21 protein-coding genes are annotated in these 23,214 nt (G+C 53.9%); 9 read left to right on the top strand and 12 right to left on the bottom strand.

Going from position 1 to position 23,214, the window contains the following annotated elements; genetic code table 11:
• Positions 1 to 72 precede the first annotated feature (72 nt).
• On the top strand, positions 73 to 1,164 hold the full coding sequence (locus CGL_RS09585) for a DUF2189 domain-containing protein (protein WP_011014758.1): 1,092 nt from the start codon (positions 73 to 75) through the stop codon (positions 1,162 to 1,164).
• A 113-nt stretch (positions 1,165 to 1,277) separates the two neighbouring features.
• On the opposite strand, the gene CGL_RS09580 is transcribed toward CGL_RS09585, so the two are convergent.
• The 3 genes from CGL_RS09580 to CGL_RS09570 all read right to left on the bottom strand — a co-directional run bounded on the left by CGL_RS09580 (position 1,278) and on the right by CGL_RS09570 (position 6,015).
• Positions 1,278 to 2,261 carry a hydrogen peroxide-inducible genes activator gene (locus CGL_RS09580; protein ID WP_011014757.1) on the bottom strand — a complete coding sequence of 328 codons (984 nt, stop codon included), beginning with the start codon at positions 2,259 to 2,261 and terminating at the stop codon, positions 1,278 to 1,280.
• A gap of 130 nt (positions 2,262 to 2,391) precedes the next feature.
• Positions 2,392 to 4,932: a DEAD/DEAH box helicase gene (locus CGL_RS09575; RefSeq protein ID WP_020948596.1), complete on the bottom strand. Its 2,541-nt coding sequence runs from the start codon at positions 4,930 to 4,932 to the stop codon at positions 2,392 to 2,394.
• Between the two features lie 123 nt (positions 4,933 to 5,055).
• The gene (locus CGL_RS09570; protein ID WP_003859825.1) at positions 5,056 to 6,015 is read right to left on the bottom strand and encodes a proteasome assembly chaperone family protein; all 960 of its coding nucleotides are present in this window, start codon (positions 6,013 to 6,015) and stop codon (positions 5,056 to 5,058) included.
• A 344-nt stretch (positions 6,016 to 6,359) separates the two neighbouring features.
• Between CGL_RS09570 and CGL_RS09565 the strand changes: the two genes are divergently transcribed.
• Complete coding sequence (locus tag CGL_RS09565) at positions 6,360 to 7,493, top strand: DUF4192 domain-containing protein (RefSeq protein WP_020948595.1); 1,134 nt, start codon at positions 6,360 to 6,362, stop codon at positions 7,491 to 7,493.
• Here the strand turns inward: CGL_RS09565 and galE are convergent.
• The 6 genes from galE to CGL_RS09535 all read right to left on the bottom strand — a co-directional run bounded on the left by galE (position 7,490) and on the right by CGL_RS09535 (position 13,178).
• Positions 7,490 to 8,479: a UDP-glucose 4-epimerase GalE gene (gene galE / locus CGL_RS09560; RefSeq protein WP_011014754.1), complete on the bottom strand. Its 990-nt coding sequence runs from the start codon at positions 8,477 to 8,479 to the stop codon at positions 7,490 to 7,492. The genes CGL_RS09565 and galE overlap by 4 nt on opposite strands.
• Before the next feature lie 6 nt (positions 8,480 to 8,485).
• Positions 8,486 to 9,172, bottom strand: a complete 687-nt coding sequence (locus tag CGL_RS09555; RefSeq protein ID WP_011014753.1) for an iron dependent repressor, metal binding and dimerization domain protein — start codon at positions 9,170 to 9,172, stop codon at positions 8,486 to 8,488.
• A gap of 416 nt (positions 9,173 to 9,588) precedes the next feature.
• The gene (locus CGL_RS09550) at positions 9,589 to 10,584 is read right to left on the bottom strand and encodes a sigma-70 family RNA polymerase sigma factor (protein WP_011014752.1); all 996 of its coding nucleotides are present in this window, start codon (positions 10,582 to 10,584) and stop codon (positions 9,589 to 9,591) included.
• A gap of 126 nt (positions 10,585 to 10,710) precedes the next feature.
• The gene (dtd, locus tag CGL_RS09545) at positions 10,711 to 11,145 is read right to left on the bottom strand and encodes a D-aminoacyl-tRNA deacylase (protein ID WP_003859832.1); all 435 of its coding nucleotides are present in this window, start codon (positions 11,143 to 11,145) and stop codon (positions 10,711 to 10,713) included.
• A 13-nt stretch (positions 11,146 to 11,158) separates the two neighbouring features.
• Positions 11,159 to 12,688 (bottom strand): DUF7059 domain-containing protein, encoded by a 1,530-nt coding sequence (locus CGL_RS09540; RefSeq protein ID WP_011014751.1) that lies wholly within the window; start codon positions 12,686 to 12,688, stop codon positions 11,159 to 11,161.
• Entirely contained in the window at positions 12,681 to 13,178 is a 498-nt protein-coding gene (locus CGL_RS09535) for a DUF3099 domain-containing protein (RefSeq protein WP_011014750.1), read from the bottom strand. Before CGL_RS09535 ends, CGL_RS09540 begins: the two co-directional genes overlap by 8 nt.
• 57 nt (positions 13,179 to 13,235) lie before the next feature.
• Here CGL_RS09535 and CGL_RS09530 point away from each other — a divergent pair, with 57 nt between their 5' ends.
• The 4 genes from CGL_RS09530 to CGL_RS09515 all read left to right on the top strand — a co-directional run bounded on the left by CGL_RS09530 (position 13,236) and on the right by CGL_RS09515 (position 17,279).
• The gene (locus tag CGL_RS09530; RefSeq protein ID WP_003857359.1) at positions 13,236 to 13,475 is read left to right on the top strand and encodes a DUF3039 domain-containing protein; all 240 of its coding nucleotides are present in this window, start codon (positions 13,236 to 13,238) and stop codon (positions 13,473 to 13,475) included.
• Positions 13,472 to 15,184, top strand: coding sequence for a DEAD/DEAH box helicase (locus tag CGL_RS09525; protein ID WP_003859837.1), 1,713 nt, complete (start codon positions 13,472 to 13,474; stop codon positions 15,182 to 15,184). Before CGL_RS09530 ends, CGL_RS09525 begins: the two co-directional genes overlap by 4 nt.
• Positions 15,185 to 15,316: 132 nt before the next feature.
• Positions 15,317 to 15,856: a hypothetical protein gene (locus CGL_RS09520; RefSeq protein ID WP_003857354.1), complete on the top strand. Its 540-nt coding sequence runs from the start codon at positions 15,317 to 15,319 to the stop codon at positions 15,854 to 15,856.
• A gap of 85 nt (positions 15,857 to 15,941) precedes the next feature.
• Positions 15,942 to 17,279, top strand: coding sequence for a DUF418 domain-containing protein (locus tag CGL_RS09515; protein ID WP_011014749.1), 1,338 nt, complete (start codon positions 15,942 to 15,944; stop codon positions 17,277 to 17,279).
• Positions 17,280 to 18,078: 799 nt separating this feature from the next.
• Here the strand turns inward: CGL_RS09515 and CGL_RS09510 are convergent.
• Positions 18,079 to 19,563: an RNA polymerase sigma factor gene (locus tag CGL_RS09510; protein WP_011265837.1), complete on the bottom strand. Its 1,485-nt coding sequence runs from the start codon at positions 19,561 to 19,563 to the stop codon at positions 18,079 to 18,081.
• A 489-nt stretch (positions 19,564 to 20,052) separates the two neighbouring features.
• Positions 20,053 to 20,805: a polyphosphate--glucose phosphotransferase gene (ppgK, locus tag CGL_RS09505; protein ID WP_011014747.1), complete on the bottom strand. Its 753-nt coding sequence runs from the start codon at positions 20,803 to 20,805 to the stop codon at positions 20,053 to 20,055.
• A 69-nt stretch (positions 20,806 to 20,874) separates the two neighbouring features.
• Here ppgK and CGL_RS09500 point away from each other — a divergent pair, with 69 nt between their 5' ends.
• From CGL_RS09500 to CGL_RS09490, 3 genes are all read left to right on the top strand, one after another.
• Positions 20,875 to 21,717 carry an inositol monophosphatase family protein gene (locus CGL_RS09500; RefSeq protein ID WP_011014746.1) on the top strand — a complete coding sequence of 281 codons (843 nt, stop codon included), beginning with the start codon at positions 20,875 to 20,877 and terminating at the stop codon, positions 21,715 to 21,717.
• Positions 21,718 to 21,867: 150 nt separating this feature from the next.
• Positions 21,868 to 22,161, top strand: coding sequence for a DUF4193 domain-containing protein (locus CGL_RS09495; protein ID WP_003857344.1), 294 nt, complete (start codon positions 21,868 to 21,870; stop codon positions 22,159 to 22,161).
• 194 nt (positions 22,162 to 22,355) lie between these two features.
• Entirely contained in the window at positions 22,356 to 22,565 is a 210-nt protein-coding gene (locus tag CGL_RS09490; RefSeq protein WP_011014745.1) for a hypothetical protein, read from the top strand.
• Positions 22,566 to 22,636: 71 nt separating this feature from the next.
• Here the strand turns inward: CGL_RS09490 and CGL_RS09485 are convergent, their stop codons facing one another.
• Positions 22,637 to 23,188 carry a DUF3093 domain-containing protein gene (locus CGL_RS09485; protein ID WP_003859852.1) on the bottom strand — a complete coding sequence of 184 codons (552 nt, stop codon included), beginning with the start codon at positions 23,186 to 23,188 and terminating at the stop codon, positions 22,637 to 22,639.
• Positions 23,189 to 23,214: the final 26 nt, after the last annotated feature.

Genomic DNA, 23,214 nt, shown 5'->3' with positions numbered 1-23,214 from the left:
GTGAAAGCAGCCCACGCGGTGCCAGGTAGTCTGGAGGTGAACTAATCACTATAGGGAGGGCGACGAAAAACAATGAGCCGCGACGACCAGACGAACAACAACGGTGAGGGCGACGACACATCGCGCGAGCAGTCCTGGGATCAATCCTGGCAGAACCTAAATAAGGATTCCCAGTACGGTCCGACCTCGCATCCGGAGGACGCGCCGGGAGGATTCCAGGGAAACGGCCAGGGTAACAGCCGGGGCAACGCTCAGGGCAATGGTCAGGGCAATGGTCAGGGCTTTGGCCCGGGTAATGCTTCGGGATATGGAGGCTACGGTCAGCCATACCCGCAGACTCCGTACCAGAATTCCTACCAAGGTTATGGCGCTACTTCACCGCAGAACGACGTGGCGCTGGAAGCGAGCAACGGCAAAGTCGACATCATGCGGGCGATTCGCTTCGGATTCAAAGCCACGTTTGCCAATCCAGCAGTGTGGATTTTGGGCACCGTCGGTCTTGGCCTTGCGTTCATGATTGTGAGTGGGTTGCTTGGCTACTTATCATTTTTGATCGACCCTAATGCGGGCACGACGACTTCTGGTTTTTCGGTTTCCGAGACCCTGTTGAACGTAGCTATCGGAATCATCACCTTCGCAATAACCATTTGCGTCATGCGCGGTGCACTGCTTTCTGTTGATGGACACAAAGTTCGCTTCGGTGATTTCTTTAAACCCATCAATGTTGGTCAAACAGTGATTCTGATGGTGGGGCTGGGTATCTTCGGCATCATCCTGGGCACCTTCACCACTTTTCTCACTCAAAATCTGGTGTCGTTTAATGACGCTGCCGGTACCGTTGAGGTCAATAACAGCGGTTTAGGCATGTTCTTCATCGTCTACCTGGTGTTGTTCTTCATCAATCCTCTGTACTCCTACTGGGTGTACTACACAGCTGATGGTCACCACACTGCAGGAAGCGCTGTTCAAACTGGTTTCAAGGACTCGCTGCGCAACTACCCAATGTTGTTGCTGTTCTCCCTGGTTGGCGGGTTTGCCACACTCATCATCGGTATTTTCACGATCGGTTTCGGCCTGATCATCGTGCTGCCAGTAATGATGCTGTCTACCGTTCATATTTACCGCCAGATCAGTGGTGGAAATATTCCGGTGGAGCGCCGCTAATGCAGTAGGCATTCTGCAATCAATAAAGCCCTTTCCCTTGAATCTCACGTTGGTGTGCATCAATGGAAAGGGCTTTTTGCTTGTAGCTGACTCTGGAAAACCTCTAGAAAAACTTACTGCGCTACCGCGACATTTTGCTTCAAGGTGATGCCAGTTGAGGCAGCAAGCGCGACGGCTTCTTGGAAAGCGCGCTGCAAAATGAGTGCAAACTGTTCGAACTCTTCGGCGCGAGAAGAAGAGGAACGGTACACCAATCCAATGCGGCGGTTTGCGGTGACATCAGAGTTGAAGTTGGCTGTTGCCAGTCCTGGTCGGGTGCATTCCCATGGGATTGCGCTGATTGGGACCAAGGTGGATCCAAGGCCGGCGACGACGAGCTGCATGACGGTGGTAAGGCTGGATGCGCGGGTGACAGCAGTAGTGGAGCTAATGGGGTTGATGTCTCCGCGGCGGCACAGGTCCACAATTTGGTCGTGGAGGCAGTGTCCGTCGTCGAGAAGCAGCAGATCGAGGTCTTCTAAGGCGGATAGTTCTAAGTCTTGGCGGCCGGCGAAGGGGTGATCGCTAGCTGTAACGACGATAAAGTCTTCGTCGTAGAGGGGGATTTCCTTCATGCCTGGTGCCTCAGAAGGCAGGGCCATCATGGCGACGTCGATGGCGCCGTCGCGCAGCAACGCGAGAAGATGCTTGGTTTGGTCCTCGACGATGTGAGGTTCCAGATCTGGATATTCTTCATCCACGATGGACAGCATTGACGGCAAAATGTAAGGAGCCGCCGTGGGGATGATGCCTACGGTCAACGGTCCAGTGAGCGAACCGTTGGCGCCCTTGGCGTGGGAGAGGAAAGACTCCGCCGCGTCAAGGGTGGATTTGGCGAATGGCAGCAACTTCTCGCCCGCTGGGGTGACAATGACCTTGCGGGTGGAGCGTTCAATCAGCTGAACTCCCAGGCCTGTTTCTAATGCGACAAGTGCCTGGGAGAGGGATGGCTGCGAAATGGACAGCTTGGTGGCAGCAGTACCAAAGTGCTTGCATTCTGCGATGGTGACAAAGGTGCGAAGCTGGGCGAGTGTGGGCCGGTACTCTTTATTGCTCATGCCTATAACTATAACGGTGAATGCACGAAAATAATAATGAAATCGCTGGGACAGTTTGACGGCGCCAAAGCGCCATAGGTAAAACCGCTCAAATCAGGCACCAGGCGTGCTTGCTTTTCGACGCAAACCCCTAGTTGTGGTCAATCGACAGCGATCCAAAACGCACCTCACCTGCATCATCAGAGGCATCAAGATCAATGGTGGCAACAAACGCGAAGGAATTATCACCTTCTGGATCCTTCACCACCTGACGCACCTCCCACATTCTTCCCGTGTGCTCTACCTTGAAGAACTCTGGTCCACGAGCTGCCGGGCCGGTATCAAGATCCGCATATTCATCAAAGTACGCATCCATCGCAGCACCGAAATCAGGAGCCTCATCCAGGTATTCAGTCATCTGACTAAGCTGATCTTCCTTTTCATAAGCAAATAGCTCCACAAGGCGGAACATGGCGTTGCGCACCATGATGGTAAATGCCCTGCGGTTGGCGGTAAGTGCTGTTGGGTCTTCCACGCCGAAGGCGAGCTCTCGTTCCAGCGCTTCCTTGCTGATCGGTGCTTCTGGATCCGCCATCTGAGCCCACTCATCCACCAGGGAGGAGTCGACCTGTTTGATCAGTTCGCCCAACCACACCACAACATCATCAAGTTCCTCGGTGCGAGCTTCCGTAGGCAGTGAGTGTTGGAGAGTACGCCAGGCATCGGTGAGGTAGCGCAGCGCAACACCCTCTGACCTGGCCACACCGTAGGTAGCCACCAAATCAGAGAAGGTCATGCCGTGTTCGATCATGTCGCGCACAACGGATTTGGGTTTGAGCTCAAATTCCTTTGCCCACGGGTGTCCTTCACGGAAGGTCTCGAAGGCGCTTTCCAGTTCCTCTTCCAGTGGCTTTGGCCAGGTGACATCCTCAATGATGGCCATGCGTTCGTTGTAATCAACGCCTTCGGCTTTAAGAGCTTCAATCTCTTCACCGCGCTGTGCTTTTTGCTGCGCAAGGAGGATCTGTCGGGGATCTTCCAGGATTGCTTCAAACACACTGATCACGTCGAGGGTGTAGGTTTCAGATTCTTTGTCCAGCAGAGTCAGTGCAGCCAAAGCGAAAGGCGCAAGGGGCTGGTTGAGCGCGAAATCTCGCTGAAGTTCTTCCGTGAGGGCATAGATGCGACCCGTAGCGTCGGGTCCATCTGGGACTTTTTCCACGATGCCCGCATTGATCAAGCCCTTGAATAGCTCAACAGCAGTGAGGATGTCCTTGTTCTGCTTGGTGCGGGTGTCATGGTTGGTCCGCAACAAGTGCTTCATGTGCTGGTAGCCATCGCCAGGTCGGGCAATAACATTGAGCAGCATGGAGTTACTGACCTTGAAGTAGCTGGTCAGTTGCTCTGGTTCTGCAGTGGTGAGGCGTTCATAGGTCTTCTTGGTCCACGTCACCTCACCGGGGCGAGTGGCTTTAAGACGTAGCTTCTTGAGCTTCTTGGGGTCTTGTCCAGCCTTTTCACGCAGGCGGTGGTTCTCAATCTCATGCTCCGGGGCTTGGATAACTACGGTGCCGATCGTGTCATAGCCAGCGCGTCCCGCACGGCCAGCGATCTGGTGGAATTCACGGGACTTCAATACACGTTCCCGCGACCCATCAAACTTGACCAAGCCGGTCATGAGCACGGTGCGAATAGGCACGTTGATGCCCACACCCAAGGTGTCAGTACCGCAAATAACCTTCAGCAGACCCGTTTGGGAGAGCTTTTCCACCAAACGACGGTACTTGGGAAGCATGCCAGCGTGGTGGACTCCGATGCCTCGGCGCAGGAGCTTGGATAGCGTTTTTCCAAAGGTGGTGCTGAAGCGGAAATCGCCGATCTCTTCAGCGATGCGCTCTTTTTCTTCCTTGTTCACCACCGTGAGGGACGTTAATGCTTGGGCTCGTTCAATCGCATCACGCTGGGTGAAGTGCACAACATAGATGGGTGCCTTGGAATCTTTCAGCAGCTCCTCGATGGTTTCGTGCACTGGGGTGTACACATAGGAAAACTCCAAGGGAACAGGACGCTCGGTGCCTCCAACAAAGTTTGCTGTGCGGCCAGTGCGTTGCTGCAGGTCCTTTTCCAACCATTCGGTATCACCCAAGGTGGCTGACATCAGCAGGAATTGCGCGCGTGATAGTTCCAGCAGTGGTACCTGCCATGCCCAACCGCGGTCTGGCTCTGAGTAGTAGTGGAATTCATCCATCACTACTTGATCAATCGCAGCGCCAGAGCCATCACGCAAGGCAATATTGGCGACAATCTCCGCCGTTGCACAAATAATCGGCGCCTTGCCGTTGACTGTTGCATCACCAGTCATCATGCCGACGTTTTCCGCACCAAAGATCTCACACAGCGCAAAGAACTTCTCGCTCACCAACGCCTTGATGGGGGCGGTGTAAAAACTGCGCTGGCCTCTGGCCATGGCAATAAAGTGGGCGGCGATAGCCACCATGGACTTACCCGAGCCAGTAGGCGTTGCCAGGATGACATTGTCCCCGGCCAAGATTCCTAAAGCTGCTTCTTCCTGAGCCGGGTACAGCGAAATTCCCCGCTCACGGGTCCAACTTAAAAAGCTGTCAAAAATGGACTCATCCATCAAGCTCTCGGGGACATCGGAAAGATCAGGAAGCATCTCAGAAAGGTTCACAATCAACCACACTAGCTAACGCCTGGGACACCGGGGGTAACCAGCATTAAAAAACGGTAAAACCTCAGCACATCTGTGGAAAACACGAGACGCGCTGAGGTTTATAAGGAGGCCGGTTCTAAGTTAAGCTTCCGGAGTTTCTTTGTGATCCGATCCGCCTTGATCATCTAGATCAGCGAGGAATTTTTCAAACTCCGCACCAATCTCATCACCGCTTGGAAGCTCAGATTCACCAGGCATCACTGCCTGAGGGTGCCTGTTGCGGTAACGCTCCAGTTCACTGTCATATTGCTGTTCTAATGCGCCAACCACACGCTGAATCTCTGAAGACTCCTCGGTTTGCTCCATCAACTGGCGGTGCACCTTTTCTGCGTCGCGTTCCAAAGCCAACAGAGGAAGGTTGAGGTCGGCTGAATCCGCAATGGACTGCAGCAACTTCAAGGTAGCCGCAGGATAAGGAGAAGCAGAAACATAATGGGGGACATGCACCGTGTAACCGGAGACATTCTTACCCTTATCCTTTAGCAGCTTCTCTAACATCAGCGAGGCTGAACCAGGCACAGTCATCCGCGTATCCAACGACACCTGGTCTTTCAAGCGGTCAGTTGAATTACCGTGTGCGGTCACCACGGTGGGGCGAGTGTGAGGAACCGTCATGGGAGCTGCGTAGAGACAAATGGTGTTTTCCACACCGAATTTCTCCACCAGATCGACAACAGCATTGCTAAAGTCACCCCATCTTAAGTCTGGTTCAGGGCCAGAAAGCATGAGGAACGGCTTATTGTCATTGTCGCGCACCACATGCAAACCCAGGTTGAGCTCATCCATGCTGGTCACTTCATTGTGTTCAATGACAACCACGGGGCGGCGGGAACGGTAATCAATAAGTTCATCATTGTTAAACGATGCGATCAAGCGGTGGTCTAGAGCGTCCATTAAGTGTGATGAGCTGGACTCCACGGCGTGTCCGGCATCGGCATAGCCTTGGAGGGCAACGATGAGCGTCGGGCCACCGGCCGTTTGTCCACTCACCTCCGGTGACGGGTACTCAAGCTCGTACATACGATCATTGTTATCCGACATTTTTCCTCCTTTTATAGCTCTAAGCCACCATTTTTTAAATTTCGGACTGGCAACCGTATTGGCAACTGCTCAGTACAACGTGGGGACCCTCGAAAATAATCCCTAAAATTACACCGATGTTCATCCAGGTAGCCCGGCAATAAATAGTTTTCGTGAATTTCGCCAAGTCTAAACTCCAAACCTGGTTTTCGTCCACCAATTTCATGAAACGGGAACTCGATCTACGTGCGGGTTTGGTGGAAATCGAAAAGGTGCCTGTGGATAACTTCAGTTATCCACAGTTTTCGCGCTCGCCGCAGGAAGCAGGGGAGACATCTCCACAAAGTCCGGACATACTGTGCAGCATGACCGCTAAAGCACACCGAAACGAACCAACAACCGTCCTTCAAACCCCCGGCCAATTGCTGGCCAATATTCCTGGAATCCTCGGTTTCTACCCTTCTGAATCCATCGTGTTGGCCTGCATGATGCAGGAAGATGATGCCACAACTTTAACGCTGGGTCCTGTGATCCGACTTGATGTGGGAGACACCAGATTGTTGCCCGATGTGGGTCAAGCAGTAGATTCTTTCAATCCAACTCGGATTTTCGCTTTCCTTATTACCAAAGAGCTTCCGCCCAATGCACTCGATGACACCCTCGAGCAGCTTTTAGCCACCGCTGAGCAGGGGATCGTCAACATCACTGGTTGCTGGTACACCAAGGAAGTGATCAGCAGTGAGCCATACATGCTGTGCTTCGGTCCGGAGCCAGAGGCACTAGCAGCAGATGATCACGGAATCTCTGAATGGGAATTTGGGCGGATTGCACCGATTAGTTCTGCCGCTGCAACAAAGAGGATGCTTCAGGAAGGGCAATTGCCGGAGCTTAATCGACATGAAGCGTACGCCCTGTTTGAGCAAAATAATCCGCATGTGTCGGCGTCGAAACGCAAAAAGCTTGAAAAAGACGCCCGCACGCTGGCCGAGGACATTCAGCACCAGATTAATGCCGATGATTCGGGCTATTACTACCTCACTTCGCTTGATGTACTTACCCGTGCGCTCGAATTCGTCAAAGCCAACTACATTGATTCATCATCTGGCGCCGAAAATTTTGATGGCCTTTTGGGGGAGGTGGATATTTTACAGACGGTAGCCACCTATATGGCAGGGAGTTTTCTCCGCGACGCCGTCCTTCACCTGTGCGTCGACTTCCCTCGGGAAGCCACGCTGCTCCTGCGCGCTGCGGCATGTACCTTCACAGGCGAGTTCCGATCTAATGCTCTGTGCCTTTACGCATTGTCGGTCATCGCCATGGGGCTGAGCATGAAGGCCTCACCGGCGCTGGAAGCAGCCATCGAAGCCACGCCGCGGCACAACTTGAGCAATCTGCTGCGCGAAGGGTTGTTCAACGGCGAAACAACAAAGCTTATCGACGCCTGCCTCCGCGGCAACCAGCAATTGCGGGACTTTCACGTCCCCGATCCGAAAGCTTAAGCTTTCTTCTTTGCAGCATGGGAACGATCGCCCAGTGCGGATGTAAACGCCCAAGCGTCCTCAACGATGGTGCGCAGATCAGTGTGCTCAGGGGTCCAACCCAGTTCTTGCTTTGCCTTCTCAGAAGATGCAATTAGTGTTGCTGGATCTCCTGCACGCCTGGGTGCGACCTCTGCCGGGATGGGATGTCCGGTTACTTCACGGCACATCTCCACAACCTGTTTCACGCTGTAGCCATCTCCGGAACCAAGGTTGAAAATGCGGTGCTTACCGGCTTCGTTGGATTCCAAAGCCAACACGTGTGCTTTGGCAAGATCAAGAATGTGGATGTAATCGCGGACCGCGGTTCCATCGGGAGTTGGCCAGTCATCGCCGAACATGAAGGTTTTCTCGCGGTGACCGGTTGCTACCTGCAGCACTAGTGGAATGAGGTGAGTTTCAACTTCACGATTTTCACCGATGTTTCCGTATGCGCCAGCAACGTTGAAGTAGCGCAAGCTGGTTGCAGCCAGACCAAAGGCAGCAGCGTAGGACGTAATTGCGTAGTCGATGGACAGCTTCGTTGCGCCATAAGCATTGGTGGGCTGGGTGGGCATGTCCTCGGTGATGGGAACAACGTCTGGTTCACCGTAGGTAGCAGCAGTGGAGGAGAACACAAGGTTGTTCACCCCATGGGCACGCATTGCATCGAGCAAGGTGAGCGCCGTGACCACATTGTCGTGCCAGTATTCATTGGGCTTTTCCACTGATTCGCCTACCAATGAGCGAGCAGCGAAGTGGACGACACCCTCGAATCCGCCTTCAGAAAGGACTTCCTCAACGACATCGTTGACGTCACCTTCTATCAGGCGAGCGTCAGCAGGGACTGCTTCACGGTTGCCGGTACTGAAATTGTCAATGATTGTGACATCGTGCCCATGTTCTAGAAGAACAGCGGCAGCAACGCTGCCAACATAGCCAGCGCCACCGGTAACCAGAAGCTTCATCGTGTGTTAGCCCTCAACCTTTTCTACGCGGACTGCATGTGCAAGATCGTCAATCAGTTCTACGCTGGAGCCGTTGTGGGTGATCACGACCCGGCCCTGCTCATTGATGATGTCTACTTCGGTACCGATTTCAACACCCGCGTCGGTGAGTGCCTGGAACTGCTCAAGATCTACCTGCAGGATCTCGTTGAGCTGTACGATGCGAGCCTTCAGGTTCTCACCGAGAGGCAGATCGATGGCACGAACGCCGGAATCAGGCTCATCTGCTTGATCCAAACCGATTTCGCCGAGGCCAGGAATTGGGTTACCGAAAGGGGAGCGATGCACATCGTCAAGAACTTCAACGAGGCGACGTTCAACCTCATCACTCATCACGTGCTCCCAGCGGCATGCTTCGTCGTGGACTTTGTGGATGTCCAAGCCGATGATGTCGGTAAGGAGGCGTTCTGCTAGGCGGTGCTTACGCATCACGGCGATGGCGAGGGAACGTCCCTCTGGAGTCATTTCGAGGCTGCGGTCGGGGCTGACGTGCACAAGACCGTCGCGTTCCATACGGGCGACAGTCTGGCTGACAGTTGGGCCGGACTGCTCAAGGCGTTCTGCGATACGAGCACGCAGAGGAACAATGCCCTCTTCTTCCAGCTCGTAAATAGTGCGCAGATACATTTCGGTGGTATCGACCAGATCCTTCACAGGAGGCTGCCTTCCTTGTTTTTCCAAACTCAATTTATGCCGCTGCCAGCAGGGAAAACTACTTCAATGCGTATTCTCTTAAAAACACTTCTTAAAACACGTGAAATGTTCAAGGAGAATGAGCTCGACAGAGAACACACTTCCACATAGTCTACTGATTTTTCTATCGATCGACTGATGAGGGATCTCCATCGACAGTAGTGATGCTGGCGCATGTTGTTAATAGGAAAGAAAACTTCCCCGTATCCGTGGTTTTACTTCAGTTGAACGTATTAAAGTCTAGCGAATAATAACTAAAGTTACCTGATCTGTCATCTCACGCCTTGGGACTCGCCGGTAAAATATGGTCCAGGAACCACTAAAACGCCGAGGCCACGGTAGGTGGGCCCCGACGCTTCGATTGTTAGTTCACGCTTTTACTGGGCGTACTCACGAAGACGTGATGCGCGCTCTCCATCGCGGAGCTTACTCATGACTTCACGCTCTATCTGGCGGACGCGCTCACGGGACAGTCCGAAGCGGCGACCAATCTGATCAAGGGTGCGTGGCACACCGTCATCGAGGCCGTAGCGCAAACGGATGACATCCTGCTCGCGTGGCTCGAGAGTGTTAAGGACCGCGCGGATATCGGAGTGGCGCATGGAAGCAACCACTGCGGATTCTGCATCGGTGGCCTCAGAATCCTCAATGAAGTCACCCAAAGGAGCTTCTTCATCGGCGCCGACTGGCATGTCCAAGCTCACTGGATCGCGAGACTGACGAAGCAGCATTTCAATCTTGGACTCTTCAATGCCGGACTCTTCTGCGAGTTCCTCATTGGTGGCTTCACGGCCCAAGTGCTGGTACAACTCGCGCTTGATGCGGGAAAGCTTGTTCACCTGCTCCACAAGGTGGACTGGGAGGCGGATGGTGCGGGACTGATCTGCCATGCCGCGGGTGATTGCCTGGCGGATCCACCAGGTTGCGTAGGTGGAGAACTTAAAGCCCTTGGAGTAATCAAACTTTTCCATCGCGCGGATCAGTCCGAGGTTGCCCTCCTGGATAAGATCCAGCAGTGGCATGCCGCGGCCGGTGTAGCGCTTAGCAAGGGACACCACCAGGCGCAGGTTTGCCTCGAGGAGGTGGGAACGAGCCTTCTTGCCGTCCTTGGCAAGAACCTTTAGATCGCGCTTCATGGCGCGGGTGAGTGGCTCTTCAGAGTTTTTCAGAAGGTGCTCTGCATAAAGGCCAACCTCAATGGTCTGTGCGAGCTCAACTTCATCCTCCGCGGTAAGCAAGGCAGTTTTGCCGATGCCGTTGAGGTAAACGCGAACAAGGTCCTGCGAGGGATTGTCGTTGGTTTGGCCCCTTCTGCTGCCGGGATCTACCTCACGTTCAGTCGTTGCGAGATCCTGCGTGGACGGTGCTGTCATAACTGGCCTCCTAAATTCGCGGTTCAAGAGGTTCAACGGACTGCTTCCACAAAAAGTTCCCAAGCGCTTTTATGGAGTTCTTAACACCCCCACATTGGGGCGTTTCAAGCTCTTAGGATTGACTGGCTAGCACTCGACCAAAACGGTGAAGGGGCCTTCGTTAACCGATGTGACCTTCATCATTGCGCCGAATCGTCCTTGTTCCACGGTGATTCCGCGCTCACGTAAACCTTGTGCAATCTTTTCAATCACCGGCTCAGCCACCTCACCAGGTGCTGCATCAGACCACGATGGGCGCCGGCCTTTTGCGGTGCGACCATGCAGGGTGAATTGGCTAACAAGCAGTACGGGAGCATTGACATCACTGACGGATTGTTCGCCATCCAAGATGCGCAGCTCAGCAATTTTTCGCACCATGGTTTCCCAGGCGTCGTCGCTATCAGCAGCGCCGACTCCAACCAGCGCCAAAATGCCTCCGGTGTCGGGGCAATCGATGGCTCCAACAATTTCATCATCCACGCTGACGCTGGCGGAACTCACACGGGTTAAAACGGCTTTCACAATCAGTCCTTATTTAAGAATCGAGAAGATCAGCGGGCAACACCAATCCGTGGCGGATGAGATCCACCAACGCCGCAATGGCGCCGTTGTGCAGGGATTCTCCCTCGATACCTTGAGCCATCGCGTACATTTCCAGGATTTCTTCAAAGGGGAGTCCATGTGGGTTAAGTCCTGCGACGATGGAAGCCACATGCTCATCAACATCATGGGACCAACGAGGACCATCGGTGCGGGTGAGCCTCAACGTGACAGGACTAAAGCCCATGCCTTCTTCCGCATCGGCCAGGCTGATTTGTTCCCGGGCCACGCCAGGGCGAACTTTGAAGCGGGAGCTCAGAATGGAATCGCGAGTTTGTTCACGAAGCCATGCGGTGCGGGTGAAGTACTCCTCAATTTCAGGGCCGAGAGGATCCTCGAAGTACTGGGTCATGGATTCAGCCAAGATATCGGATTTCTCATCCGCCTCGTCTTCCTCCAGACGTTGGATGGCGATGAAACCAAAACCAACGCCTTGAACCTTGGCTTTTTCAAAGTGGTTAAGCCACGCGGTGGTGCGTGCTGCTGCCTCGGGGCTACGCAGATCGAGGGACTCATCACTAAGCCACGTGCCCACATACTGCGCGGGGCTCACGGCGTCGCGCTCAATAACCCAAGCAACATAACCGTTATCCGGCAACCATTCTGCAACGCGCTGCTGCCACGATTGATCCGCGGAATGCACCCATGCGCCGAGCAGGTGAGCGGTGCCACCAGGGTTGAGATGCGCGCAGGCTTCTTTGACCACCAACGCGGTCGCGCCGTCTAGATCCATGCCGGAATCGCGGTACACATGCCCAATTTCCGGTGGTCCCACCACGAACGGCGGGTTGGCGATGATGCGGTCAAAGGTGCGCCCGCGAACCGGTTCAAACCAGCTGCCCTCCACCAACTGCGTGGGAATGCCGGAATCAACAAGCGTGGCTTCAGCGAAATCGAGAGCGCGCGGATGCACATCGGTGGCGATGATTTCCTGCGCGGCACCTGCCTGACCAAGCACCTGAATACCCGAACCAGTACCCAAATCCAACACGGAACCAGTGGGGGAGGTCGGCGTTGCTTGCAACAACGACAGGCTGGCCGCACCGACACCCAACACATGATCAGGGCCTGGAACATGTTGAGTCATGGACGCATCAGCATCAGAAAATACCCACTGCTGACGCCCAGCAATCAAATGCGGACGAATATCAATTAAGAATTGGGCGTACTCACCGGAAATTTCAACGAGAGAGGCGTCGACAAGCGTCTTGAGTGCTTCCCCGAGCAAAGCAGCAAGCTTTTCGACGCGCACCTGGTCCCTCAACACGAACGCCCGTAGGGCGAGGTTGAGGTCTGATTCCGGCAAGGAATCGAGGTGAAAGCGCACTGCGGCCGGCTGACCGGCGTGCATGGCAGCCACGAAATCCGGGCCCAGCACATTATTGATGCCCGAAGTGGTGTAGCCGATCTCACGGAACCGTGCCTTCAGCGTCGCTGCAGCCTGAGTGAGCGGAGTTCTAGTCATTGTCATTGGTGTCTTTTTCTTCCTGAGCATCGATGATGATTCCATCAAAAGTGCGCCTGATATCTACCTCGGTCGAGCGATTTTCTAGCTGCTGCGCCTGTTGAGCCTCCAGTTGCGCGCGTTCATTCATCTCACGCACCAGCCCCGGCTTATAAACATTTTTCTCACGCGGATCACGCGGAGACCCATGCCCATTGGCGATCACCACAGCCACCCACGGAAGGGGTATTGAGATAATAAATATGATGATCGACAAAACCCACGCATGCCACATAACCCACGACACACCCGCCAAAATAAGCAAGGGGATACGCAACGCCTGAATCACGTTGTAAATACGCCGCCGATGGCGCATATCTTGCATGGGCGTGCGCTTCTTGTCGGTAATCAGAAGCACTTCGTTGCGGTGAAACAACTTCCGTAGTCGCTTCTTTGGCGAATGCTCCGACTCGTCGGACGTTCCGTCGGGTCGGTCTTTTCGCTGGTTCATACCGAACAGGGTAGTCCGTTTAGTGACAACGGAGGAATCTGGGGCATGATGGGTTAAGTGAGAACAACAACAAAGACCATTGAACGTCCCGATGTCAGGGAAGATAACGCGACAAGCGACGACACCCCGAAGTTCTTCCACTACGTGAAGAAGGACCAAATCGTGGAGTCCGCCGTTAGTGGTCGCATGGTTGTTGCCCTATGCGGTGAAACCTTCCCAGTTACCAAACAAGCAAAGCCAGGCTCCCCAGTGTGCCCGGACTGTGAGCGAATCTTTAAGGGCATGCGTAAGAAGTGAGTTCTAATCTAAGAGCGTGGCAGCGCGCAGCTCTGGATAATTTTCTAGCAAACAAACCCCGTGACTTCCTCGCCGTGGCAACCCCCGGCGCAGGTAAAACTACGTTTGCGTTGCGCGTAGCCACGGAACTAAAAGCATCCCGCACTGTTGACCGCATCATCGTTGTGGTCCCCACCGAGCACCTGAAAGTGCAGTGGTCGCAGGCGGCCGCCCGAGTGGGGTTGGCGCTGGACCCAGAGTTTAAAAACTCCGGCAGCATTAATCCCGCATACGACGGCATCTGTGTGACCTATGCGCAGGTGTCCATGCACCCGTTCAAGCACTATCAGTTGACCATGGCACGCCGCAGTTTAGTGATCTTGGATGAGATCCACCACGGCGGCGACGCCAAGAGCTGGGGCGACGGCATCAGCCAGGCTTACCGCGATGCAGAGCACCGCCTCGCGCTGACCGGTACACCGTTTCGTTCTGATGATTCACAAATTCCATTTGTGCGCTATCAGGAAGACGACGAAGGCCATCTGGTTTCCAAGTCCGACCACACTTACGGTTATTCGGAAGCGCTTGCCGACGGCGTCGTCCGCCCAGTTGTCTTCCTGGCCTACTCGGGTGAAGCACGCTGGAGAGACAGTGCAGGTGAAGAGTACGCAGCCCGGTTGGGCGAACCGCTCAATGCGGAACAAACAGCCAAAGCTTGGCGTACCGCACTAGACCCCAAAGGTGACTGGATCCCAGCCGTGTTGTCAGCTGCCCACACCCGGTTGATGCAGCTGCGCCAAAACATTCCCGATGCAGGTGGTCTGGTGATCGCCTCAGACACCAAGACAGCGCGTGCCTACGCCAAAATCTTGGGCACCTTATCATCTACTCCCGTGGCCGTGATTTTGTCCGATGAAGCCGGAGCTTCCGAGCGCATCGATGAATTCTCTGCCTCCACCGACGAGTGGATGGTCGCCGTGCGCATGGTGTCAGAAGGCGTGGACGTCCCGCGTCTCGCAGTTGGTGTGTACGCCACATCCGCCTCCACACCACTGTTCTTCGCTCAGGCAATTGGCCGCTTCGTGCGATCACGCATGCCCGGTGAAACTGCATCCGTGTTCCTGCCTTCGGTACCAGTACTCCTGGAACTCGCAGAAAAGCTGGAAGTCTCCCGCGACCACGTCCTTGGAAAACCACACCGCCCCAAAGAAGGATGGGACGATGAACTCCTCCAAGAAGCCAACCGCAAGGAATCCGAACCGGATGACATGCCGAAGTACGAATCCTTGGGCGCCGAAGCCGAACTAGATTCCCTCATCTATGACGGTTCCACCTACGGCACCGGCACTTTCTCTGGCTCCGCCGAAGAAGCCGACTACCTGGGACTCCCAGGACTGTTGGACGCAGAACAAATGCGTGAGCTTCTCCGCAAACGCCAAGAAGAACAACTCGACGCCCGCGACGCTGCCGAAAAACGCCGCAAGGAATTGGAAAAACAACAGCAACGCGAAGCCGAAATCCACGAAAAACCCGTGGAAGAAGTAGCCAGTGATGAGATCCCGCGTCTGCGCAAAGAACTCAACACCATCGTGTCTATCACCTCTGGACGCACCGGCCGCCCACACGGCGCAATCCACACCGAAGCACGTAAACACTGCGGTGGCCCACCAACGGCACTTTGTAGCGCCGAACAACTCCGGGCACGCATTGACTACCTGCGAAAGTGGTAACACATAACATTTTTGTTGCAATATCCATACCCTCAACATCTGCTCAAGGTGTTGAGGGTATCCTTGTCTGGGCATAAAAATACATAGCTTTGTGCAGCATTTATTGAACCACGTCGATGGAAAGGCCAGCTGATGACCACTCCGAATTACCCCTATGGTGAACCCAACAACAATGGCGGAAACTCGAATGATCCGTTCAACGCCAACCAGGGGGAACCCTACGGAGCGCCTTACGGGGAATCGTTTGGGCCTTCTTCTGGAGCACAGCAGTCTGGATATCAAGATCCTTACGGATCGGGCTATACCGGAGGCTTTGAAAACTCACCTCTGAATGCACCAAAGAACACCGCAGCAGCGTGGGCACTCGGCTTAGGTATTGCCTCCATCGTAACTCTGGTGACTGTATTTGGTGCTTTCCTCTCTCCATTCCTCGCTCTCGCAGGCGTCATCGTGGCCATTATCGCGCTGGTGAAAGCAAAGAACTTCGTGCCAGCAAACAGGCGCAAGGGCTTTGCCATTACCGGTCTGATCCTGTCGATTCTGACCTTGATCCTCCTTGCGATTGGCGTCATATTGATACTCGTTGTTTTCAGCAGTTCTGGACTTTCTGAGTGTGCAACGCTCACGGATCCCGCGGCTCAAGAACAATGCATTCAAGAGCTCTTCGCTTAATTTGATTGGAAACCCTGTGACAGCTAAAAGTCATAGGGTTTTCTTTTCTCCATTTGAGATAACCAGCGTTTGTATTAAGGAAAGTATGTCTGACTCAGCGCCAACGACACACACCAAAGCCGTGCGCACTGCACAGAAAACCAGAATCCTCTCACCAGATATTGCCCGAGGTATCGCACTGCTCGGCATTGCGCTGGCCAACGTTTCCACAGCATGGATTGCTGCTCCTGCGGGATCCACAGCGGCCTCACTTGGTGGCATTGTTCATGACTCCATCTTTGAAAAGATCTACGCTGTCTTTTCCGCCATGTTCATCCATGTCCGAGGCCTACCGATGTTCTCCACGCTTCTAGGATATGGCGTCGGAATGATCGTGTACAGCCTCTGGCGACGTCAATACCCCGACACAGCAGCCAGGGGAGTGCTGCTTCGGCGATACGGATTTCTCGCACTCTTCGGCGTTATCCACATGGTGTTTCTCTTCTGGGGTGACATCATGTTCTTCTACGGTGTCGCAGGCATGATTTTTGCCATGCTCATGACCCTCAAAGACAAAACACTGTGGTGGATCGCAGGTTCCATGTCAGCAATCTATGTCATCGTTGGCATCACACTCGGAGTTGTTCTACCTCTGTACTTCGGTGTGTCCACTGATACCATGGCTAGCCTTGACCTGACCTTTGATTCCTACCTGGAATACCTAGGCATGGGTCTGCTCTCTGTTCCAATTCAAATCGGATCAGTTCCTGTGGAAATCCTCATGCTCATGCCAGTGATGATTGTTGGCTACATCGCAGCACGCCACCGAGTCCTCTCTCGGGTCGATGAATTTAGAAAACCCCTATGGATTGCAACGTGGATCTTTATCGCAATCGCAGTCCTGGTTGGCGTCCCCTGGGGACTAGCCGAAATTGGAGTATTTTCTGCACAGACAGCCACGGTCTTTAGCGGTCTCAATCAAGCTGTTGGCTCTTTGACAGGACCAGGCATCGTTGCAGCAGTGGCACTGCTCGTCCAGCCACTACAAAGAAAAATCAATAAAGGAAATGGGCACCTCCCACTTCCCATCAAAATGATCGCAGCCCTCGGTGCCCGATCCATGAGCGGTTACGTCGGACAATCCATCCTGTTCCTGATCCTCACGCAAACCTACACCTTAGGACTCGGCCAAGGTGGAGGAATACTTGCCGAAGCCGGCGTAGCCACCTGCGTATGGCTTCTCACCCTCATCGGAGCATACGGTCTCGAACTAGCTGGCAAACGAGGCCCATTCGAATCGATGCACCGCTACATCGCCTACGGCAAAAAAGGACTCCAAGATCCCTACGTACCTAAACAACTCCCAACCCCAGCTGCATATCCACAGATTCCTGGCACAACTCCACTAGACAAAGCCTCCGACAAATACACTCAAGGCAACTAGCCGAGTCGAACAAGAAAGCGCTCACCTCCAAAGCTTTGGAGGTGAGCGCCTTTTCTAACTACTGGATGACCATGCACTCGCCGAAACTCATGCAACTAATCCACTGCATGAATCGCTGGATAAGTCCACCAAGGCCTGGTTCCGGCATGACGTTGATAAACATGGCTAGCCTTCTCCTTTCCACATCGGCGCCTCCAGATGAGTGAGGGAAAAGTCCAAGGGATGCGCCGTTCCACCTCGCTCCATTCCACCTTTCACGCTACTCCGAGCGTGCCGGGGAGAAAAGGCGACTTCACGTGTGCTGACTTCTCATACCCAACTTCTCATCACACGACTTCTCATCACACGACTTCGCTAAGGAAACTCAGGTTTAGGTAGCGAAGTCAGCCACGAGAAGTCGCTGTTAAGAAGTCGGAGATGTGAAGTCGTCTTTTGGCTTTGCTGACTTCATCAAACAGGGGAGTGAGTGCTAAAGCTCAATTTCTCAAGTTCGATACCTTGCGCTCAATTTCTTGTATTCAATTTCTCAAGGCGATGTCGGAAAATGGCACTTTTCCGACCGAAATTGAACATAAGAAATTGAGTACGCGAAAGTGCTAACGAGAAATTGTAACCGTGAAATTGCAGGTAAGGTCTCGAATCCGAGAACTCGGCGTTTAGAAATCGGCAATGTGAAATCAAACTTAAAACACCCCAGCCGAACTGTGACCAGCCGAACCAAAGCAACAGAAAAACCGGGCCACCACCGTTCCCCGCAGAGGAAAACAGTGGCGGCCCGGTCTTGAGCCCGACTGGGGTTTTAGTCCAGGTAGTCGCGAAGGACCTGGGAGCGTGATGGGTGGCGCAGCTTAGACATGGTCTTGGACTCAATCTGGCGGATGCGCTCACGGGTGACACCGTAAACTTGGCCGATTTCGTCTAAAGTGCGTGGCATTCCGTCGGTGAGTCCGAAGCGGAGTTTAACCACGCCGGCTTCACGTTCGGAGAGGGTCTCTAGGACGTCCTGTAGCTGGTCTTGCAGCAGGGTGAATGAGACGGCGTCGACTGCGACGACGGCTTCGGAGTCTTCGATGAAGTCGCCGAGCTGGCTGTCGCCTTCGTCGCCGATGGTTTGGTCCAGGGAGATTGGTTCGCGGGCGTACTGCTGGATTTCCAGTACCTTTTCCTCGGAGATGTCCATTTCTTTGGACAGTTCCTGTGGGGTTGGTTCGCGGCCGAGTTCCTGAAGGAGTTCACGTTGGATGCGACCAAGTTTGTTGATCACTTCAACCATGTGGACTGGGATACGGATGGTTCGTGCTTGGTCGGCCATGGCGCGGGTGATTGCCTGACGGATCCACCAGGTTGCGTAGGTGGAGAACTTGTAGCCCTTGGAGTAGTCGAACTTCTCTACGGCACGAATCAGACCGAGGTTGCCTTCCTGGATGAGGTCCAGGAATGCCATGCCACGGCCGGTGTAGCGCTTTGCCAGGGAGACAACCAGACGAAGGTTGGCTTCCAGGAGGTGGTTTTTCGCCTTGCGGCCGTCACGAGCGATGGCGCGGAGGTCACGCTTGACGGCTGGGGTGAGTTTCGCGTCCTTGTCACCGGCTGCGAAAGCTTCTTCCATTTCCTCCATGCGGTGGGTGGCGTAAAGGCCTGCTTCGATGCGCTTTGCCAGGGAGACTTCCTGTTCAGCGTTCAGCAGGGCAACTTTACCGATTTGCTTCAGGTAAGCGCGAACAGAGTCGGCGGAAGCGGTGAGCTCGGCATCTTTACGTGCCTGACGCAGGGTTGCGGATTCGTCTTCATCCCAAACGGATGAGCCGTCCTCTTCGTCGTCTTCGCTTTCTTCACCGAGGGCTTCGACGCCGTCTTCATCTTCTTCGTCTTCGATGCCGTCTACGAAGTCATCGCCGTCGAAGTCCTGTTCATCCTGAGCGAGGTTCTCCTCGTCGTCATCAACAGGTGCGTTTTCGTCCTTGGCAGTTGCAGGTGCAGCCTTGGCGGTTGTGGCTTTCTTGGCGACAGTCTTTTTCGCAGGTGCCTTGCGAGCTGTCTTCTTGGCAACCTTTTTAGCGGGAGCCTTGGCCGCAGGAGCCTTCGCTGCAGGGGCGGTGGTCTCTATGGTGTCAGCAGCTTCAACAGGGGTTGAGGTTCCATCGATGCTGCGCGCAGGGGTGGCCGAAATGGGAGACTCAGATGCGACTCCCAATGGGGTTGCCACGCGCGGGGCTGCTTTGCGTGCGGTCTTGCGTGCGGTCTTTTTAGCGACCGTCTTTTTTGCTACGTTGTTTTCTACCATGCTGCTCTCCACGGCTCCTGGTGCATTTTCATCGACATCTCCGACTGATCCGAGTGATGCTGAGGATTAAATGGCAAGTACTTAACGCCCTTTCCGCCTAGCTTCTTTCCATGAGAGATGTTTCTTAAGTGCGAATACCTATATACAACAATAGGGAAACGTATTTGTTCCCCAGAAACGCCGAATAAGTATCCCCAAACTTGAGGTGCATCTCTTATAGAGTTGGTCAGCCGATCAATTGTTCATGTCCCTGGTGCCTTCTCCTGGAAAGTCTCATTTGCTCTCGGCTTTTTTAAATGCCGAAATGCGTTGAGTCAACTACTTCTTTGGAGGCTTAAAGGGGTGAATCAATCTCATGGTTAACTCTTGTCCACGATCAGCGTTCCATTATAGTTGAACAACTACGCCGATGTCACAAAGGGGCCTGTTTTTCCTACAGCAAGGTGCGTTGTGAATCAAGGCCCTGGGCAAAAATCACCTTTCGATAACTTATGGGGTGAGGTGTTGGTTTACTGCCATGGCAGCTCCTACGATTCCGGCTCGATTGCGCAGCTCAGCTGGGACAATGTCAGTGTCTAGCTCCATCAATGGAAGCCACTTTTCGTGCTTTCTGGAAATTCCGCCACCGATGATGAAGACGGATGGGGAGAAAAGTTTCTCGTATTCGCTCAGCACCTTGTTCAGGTGCTTCGCCCATTTCTTCCATGACAGATCTTCGTTTTCTTTGACGGATGCTGCTGCAAGGTGTTCTGCTTCCTCGCCGTCAACGATCATGTGACCGAGTTCTGTGTTGGGGAACAGTTGGCCATCCACAAGGAATGCGGATCCAATACCTGTACCAAGGGTCAGCAGGATGACTGCGCCTTCGCGTGCGGCAGGGTTGCCAAAGGTTGCTTCGGCGATGCCGGCGGCGTCTGCGTCATTGAGAACGGTGATCTCTCGGCCATTTAGGTGGCGGTCAAAAAGTTCGTGCACATCGGTGCCGATCCAGGACTTGTCAATGTTGGCTGCGGATAGCGCGATCTGCCCGCGAACGACCGACGGCAGGGTAATTCCGACCGGACCCTCCCATTCGGCTTGAGAAATAATCTCTGCGACTACTTCGGCGACAGCCTCTGGGGTTGCTGGCTTAGGGGTGGCGATTTTTATGCGTTCATCAATAAACTCACCGGTCTTAAGGTTAACGCGGGCGCCTTTGATGCCGGAGCCACCGATATCAATTCCAAATCCAGTCTCAGTCATGCGCCCAAGTGTACAAATTACTTCGGCTTTTGGCAGGCAATTTTCTAAAAAAACAACGATGATGGTCTTATGGAACAACAATCGTTTAATGAGTTGCGTGCCATCGCCGCGGAAACTGCCACGCTTACCGCTGTACGTATCAGGGATAAGCGTGCTGAACTCACCAATTTGTGGGACTACACCAACACCAAAAGTTCGACAGTCGATCCGGTGACGATAGTAGATACTTTGGCTGAAGATTTTATCGCCAATAGGTTGCAGGAACTTCGGCCTAAAGACGGGCTGATAGGCGAGGAAGGGACGGGGACGGCGTCGATAAGCGGAGTTACCTGGATCGTCGACCCCATTGACGGCACCGTCAACTTCCTTTATGACCTGCCCCAATACGCCGTCTCGATCGCTGCGGCGATCGACGGCGAGGTCGTGGCAGGTGCTGTGATCAATGTGGTCACCGGGGTGCTGTACACCGCCGCGCGCCACGAAGGTGCCACCAAATATCTGCCCGAGCGCGATGAAATCGTGCCGCTCAAGGCCTCAGCAGCCACCGTGGTCAGTGAGTCGCTGGTTGCTACGGGGTTCAGCTATTCCGCTTTACGACGTTCCCTCCAAGCCGATTTATTAACAAAAATCTTGCCTACTGTGCGCGACATTCGCCGCATGGGAAGCGCCGCTTTGGACCTGTGCCACCTCGCTGATGGACAAGTAGATATTTACTACGAACATGGCCTGAACTGCTGGGACTTCGCAGCTGGCAGCCTTATCGCCGCTGAAGCGGGCGCCTTTGTGCGGGCCCCAGGGCTCTCCATTCCAGGCTCCTCTGGAGAGATTTGCTTCGGCGCTGCCCCCGGAGTTTTCGACGACGCCAACGCCCATTTTGATGTAGTCGGCGCATTTAAGGCTTTAGACCGTTAAACCATCTTCAAACTAACCCCGAATTTTGCCCCTCTGACCTGGCAGTATGACAAGAGGGAAAAACTCCTTTACTATGCGCGCATGAAGCTGCACAACGCAAAAGCGTTCGTGCACGGCTAGTGAACGACACCCACTCGGGAGGAACAAAAGATGGCTACCGATTACGACGCACCCCGTCGACGTGTAGAAGACGAACTAGAGACTGACTCTCTCGAAGGTTTGAAGGCAGTAGAAAACGCGAACAGCGACATGGACGACGATGGCGAAATCGTCGAGTCTTTTGAGATCCCCAACGTTGATCTCTCCGGCGAAGAACTCAACGTAGACGTTGTTCCACGCCGCGCGGATGAATTCACCTGTGCAAGCTGCTTCCTTGTACAGCGCAACAACCGCAAATCACACGTCGAGCCAGATGGATCCATCATCTGCCTTGACTGTGCATAATTCCGGTCACGCATGTGGCTTTGGAAATTAACTAACCCCGTCTACCAGTTGAGGTAAACGGGGTTTCTTGTTCGAGAGCTTGGGTTCTGATGTAAGACTTCATTGAAAGCAACCAGAGGCGGTAGTTAGGTCGCTATAGTCGGGTTAAGTCCAGGTGACCCGAAAATCCGAGTGAGAGAAATGGTCTGGCCTTCATGAACATCAACAACCACACCTACCAAGTGTCCTGGTCTGAAGATGATCAGGAGTTTCTCGCTACGGTGGCCGAATTTCCTTCACTGTCTTGGCTGTTTTCTGATCAGCAGGAAGCTGAGGCTGGTCTGCGGAACTTAGTCGCTGAAGTACTCGACGATATGAAGCAGACAGGGGAGCAGATTCCGACTTCGGTTGGAAGAAACCTCTAATCAGAACTGCTCAACAAAGAAAAAACTCGCGATCGCCGATTTAAGGGCAACCGCGAGATGAAGAAGAGCGACTAGCGGAAATCCGCTAGCGCAGCATCGGCTTGTTCAGGAACAAAAGCACGCAACAGCGCTTCTGGGTCCTTGCAACCGATGAGCCAGTAAGGTGTGGAATCCTCAGGATCGTCAAGTACTAACATCACCATTTCTGGCACCCAACCGTGGGAAACCACAAAGGCTGCCGGGTCAAGCTGCCGACCCATCGCGTTGCGCTTTGCCGTTGCAGGCACCGCTAGAGAGCGTGACACCACATCGGACGGTAAGTTTGCTTGGCCTGCGATCAGCCACCTGGTGCCATCGGCGTCTTGCTCGACGGTGATCACCGTATTGGACATTGAGACCAGCACCCACACGCCAACAATGGACAACAACACAGCTGGAATATAGATCCAATATTCGTTTCGGTTGAGACCAAATTGGGCGGTGAGCAGGGCGACCACAAACGCCATTGCTAGCCACCAGTACCAAGGCACCCACTGCCGTTCCCTGTAAATTGTGGTTACTCCATCAGCGCTATTGCTGGAGGGAGCAGAAGATGCAGAATCAGATTGTCGGGAATCAGTCACAATAGGCAATCCTATCCCACGGGTCA

This window comes from Corynebacterium glutamicum ATCC 13032 (genome assembly GCF_000011325.1).
Taxonomy (GTDB): Bacteria; Actinomycetota; Actinomycetes; order Mycobacteriales; family Mycobacteriaceae; genus Corynebacterium; species Corynebacterium glutamicum.
The sequence above is the reverse complement of the archived record's forward strand: the minus strand, read 5'-3'. Positions and strand labels throughout refer to the sequence as shown.

Bases quoted from the DNA above. Each gene is read 5' to 3' on its own strand.
- CGL_RS09585 (WP_011014758.1), top strand. From the start codon at position 73: ATGAGCCGCGACGACCAGACGAACAACAACGGTGAGGGCGACGACACA.
- CGL_RS09580 (WP_011014757.1), bottom strand. From the start codon at position 2,261: ATGAGCAATAAAGAGTACCGGCCCACACTCGCCCAGCTTCGCACCTTT.
- CGL_RS09570 (WP_003859825.1), bottom strand. From the start codon at position 6,015: ATGTCGGATAACAATGATCGTATGTACGAGCTTGAGTACCCGTCACCG.
- CGL_RS09565 (WP_020948595.1), top strand. From the start codon at position 6,360: ATGACCGCTAAAGCACACCGAAACGAACCAACAACCGTCCTTCAAACC.
- galE (WP_011014754.1), bottom strand. From the start codon at position 8,479: ATGAAGCTTCTGGTTACCGGTGGCGCTGGCTATGTTGGCAGCGTTGCT.
- CGL_RS09550 (WP_011014752.1), bottom strand. From the start codon at position 10,584: ATGACAGCACCGTCCACGCAGGATCTCGCAACGACTGAACGTGAGGTA.
- CGL_RS09540 (WP_011014751.1), bottom strand. From the start codon at position 12,688: ATGACTAGAACTCCGCTCACTCAGGCTGCAGCGACGCTGAAGGCACGG.
- CGL_RS09535 (WP_011014750.1), bottom strand. From the start codon at position 13,178: ATGAACCAGCGAAAAGACCGACCCGACGGAACGTCCGACGAGTCGGAG.
- CGL_RS09520 (WP_003857354.1), top strand. From the start codon at position 15,317: ATGACCACTCCGAATTACCCCTATGGTGAACCCAACAACAATGGCGGA.
- CGL_RS09515 (WP_011014749.1), top strand. From the start codon at position 15,942: ATGTCTGACTCAGCGCCAACGACACACACCAAAGCCGTGCGCACTGCA.
- CGL_RS09510 (WP_011265837.1), bottom strand. From the start codon at position 19,563: ATGGTAGAAAACAACGTAGCAAAAAAGACGGTCGCTAAAAAGACCGCA.
- ppgK (WP_011014747.1), bottom strand. From the start codon at position 20,805: ATGACTGAGACTGGATTTGGAATTGATATCGGTGGCTCCGGCATCAAA.
- CGL_RS09500 (WP_011014746.1), top strand. From the start codon at position 20,875: ATGGAACAACAATCGTTTAATGAGTTGCGTGCCATCGCCGCGGAAACT.
- CGL_RS09495 (WP_003857344.1), top strand. From the start codon at position 21,868: ATGGCTACCGATTACGACGCACCCCGTCGACGTGTAGAAGACGAACTA.
- CGL_RS09490 (WP_011014745.1), top strand. From the start codon at position 22,356: ATGAACATCAACAACCACACCTACCAAGTGTCCTGGTCTGAAGATGAT.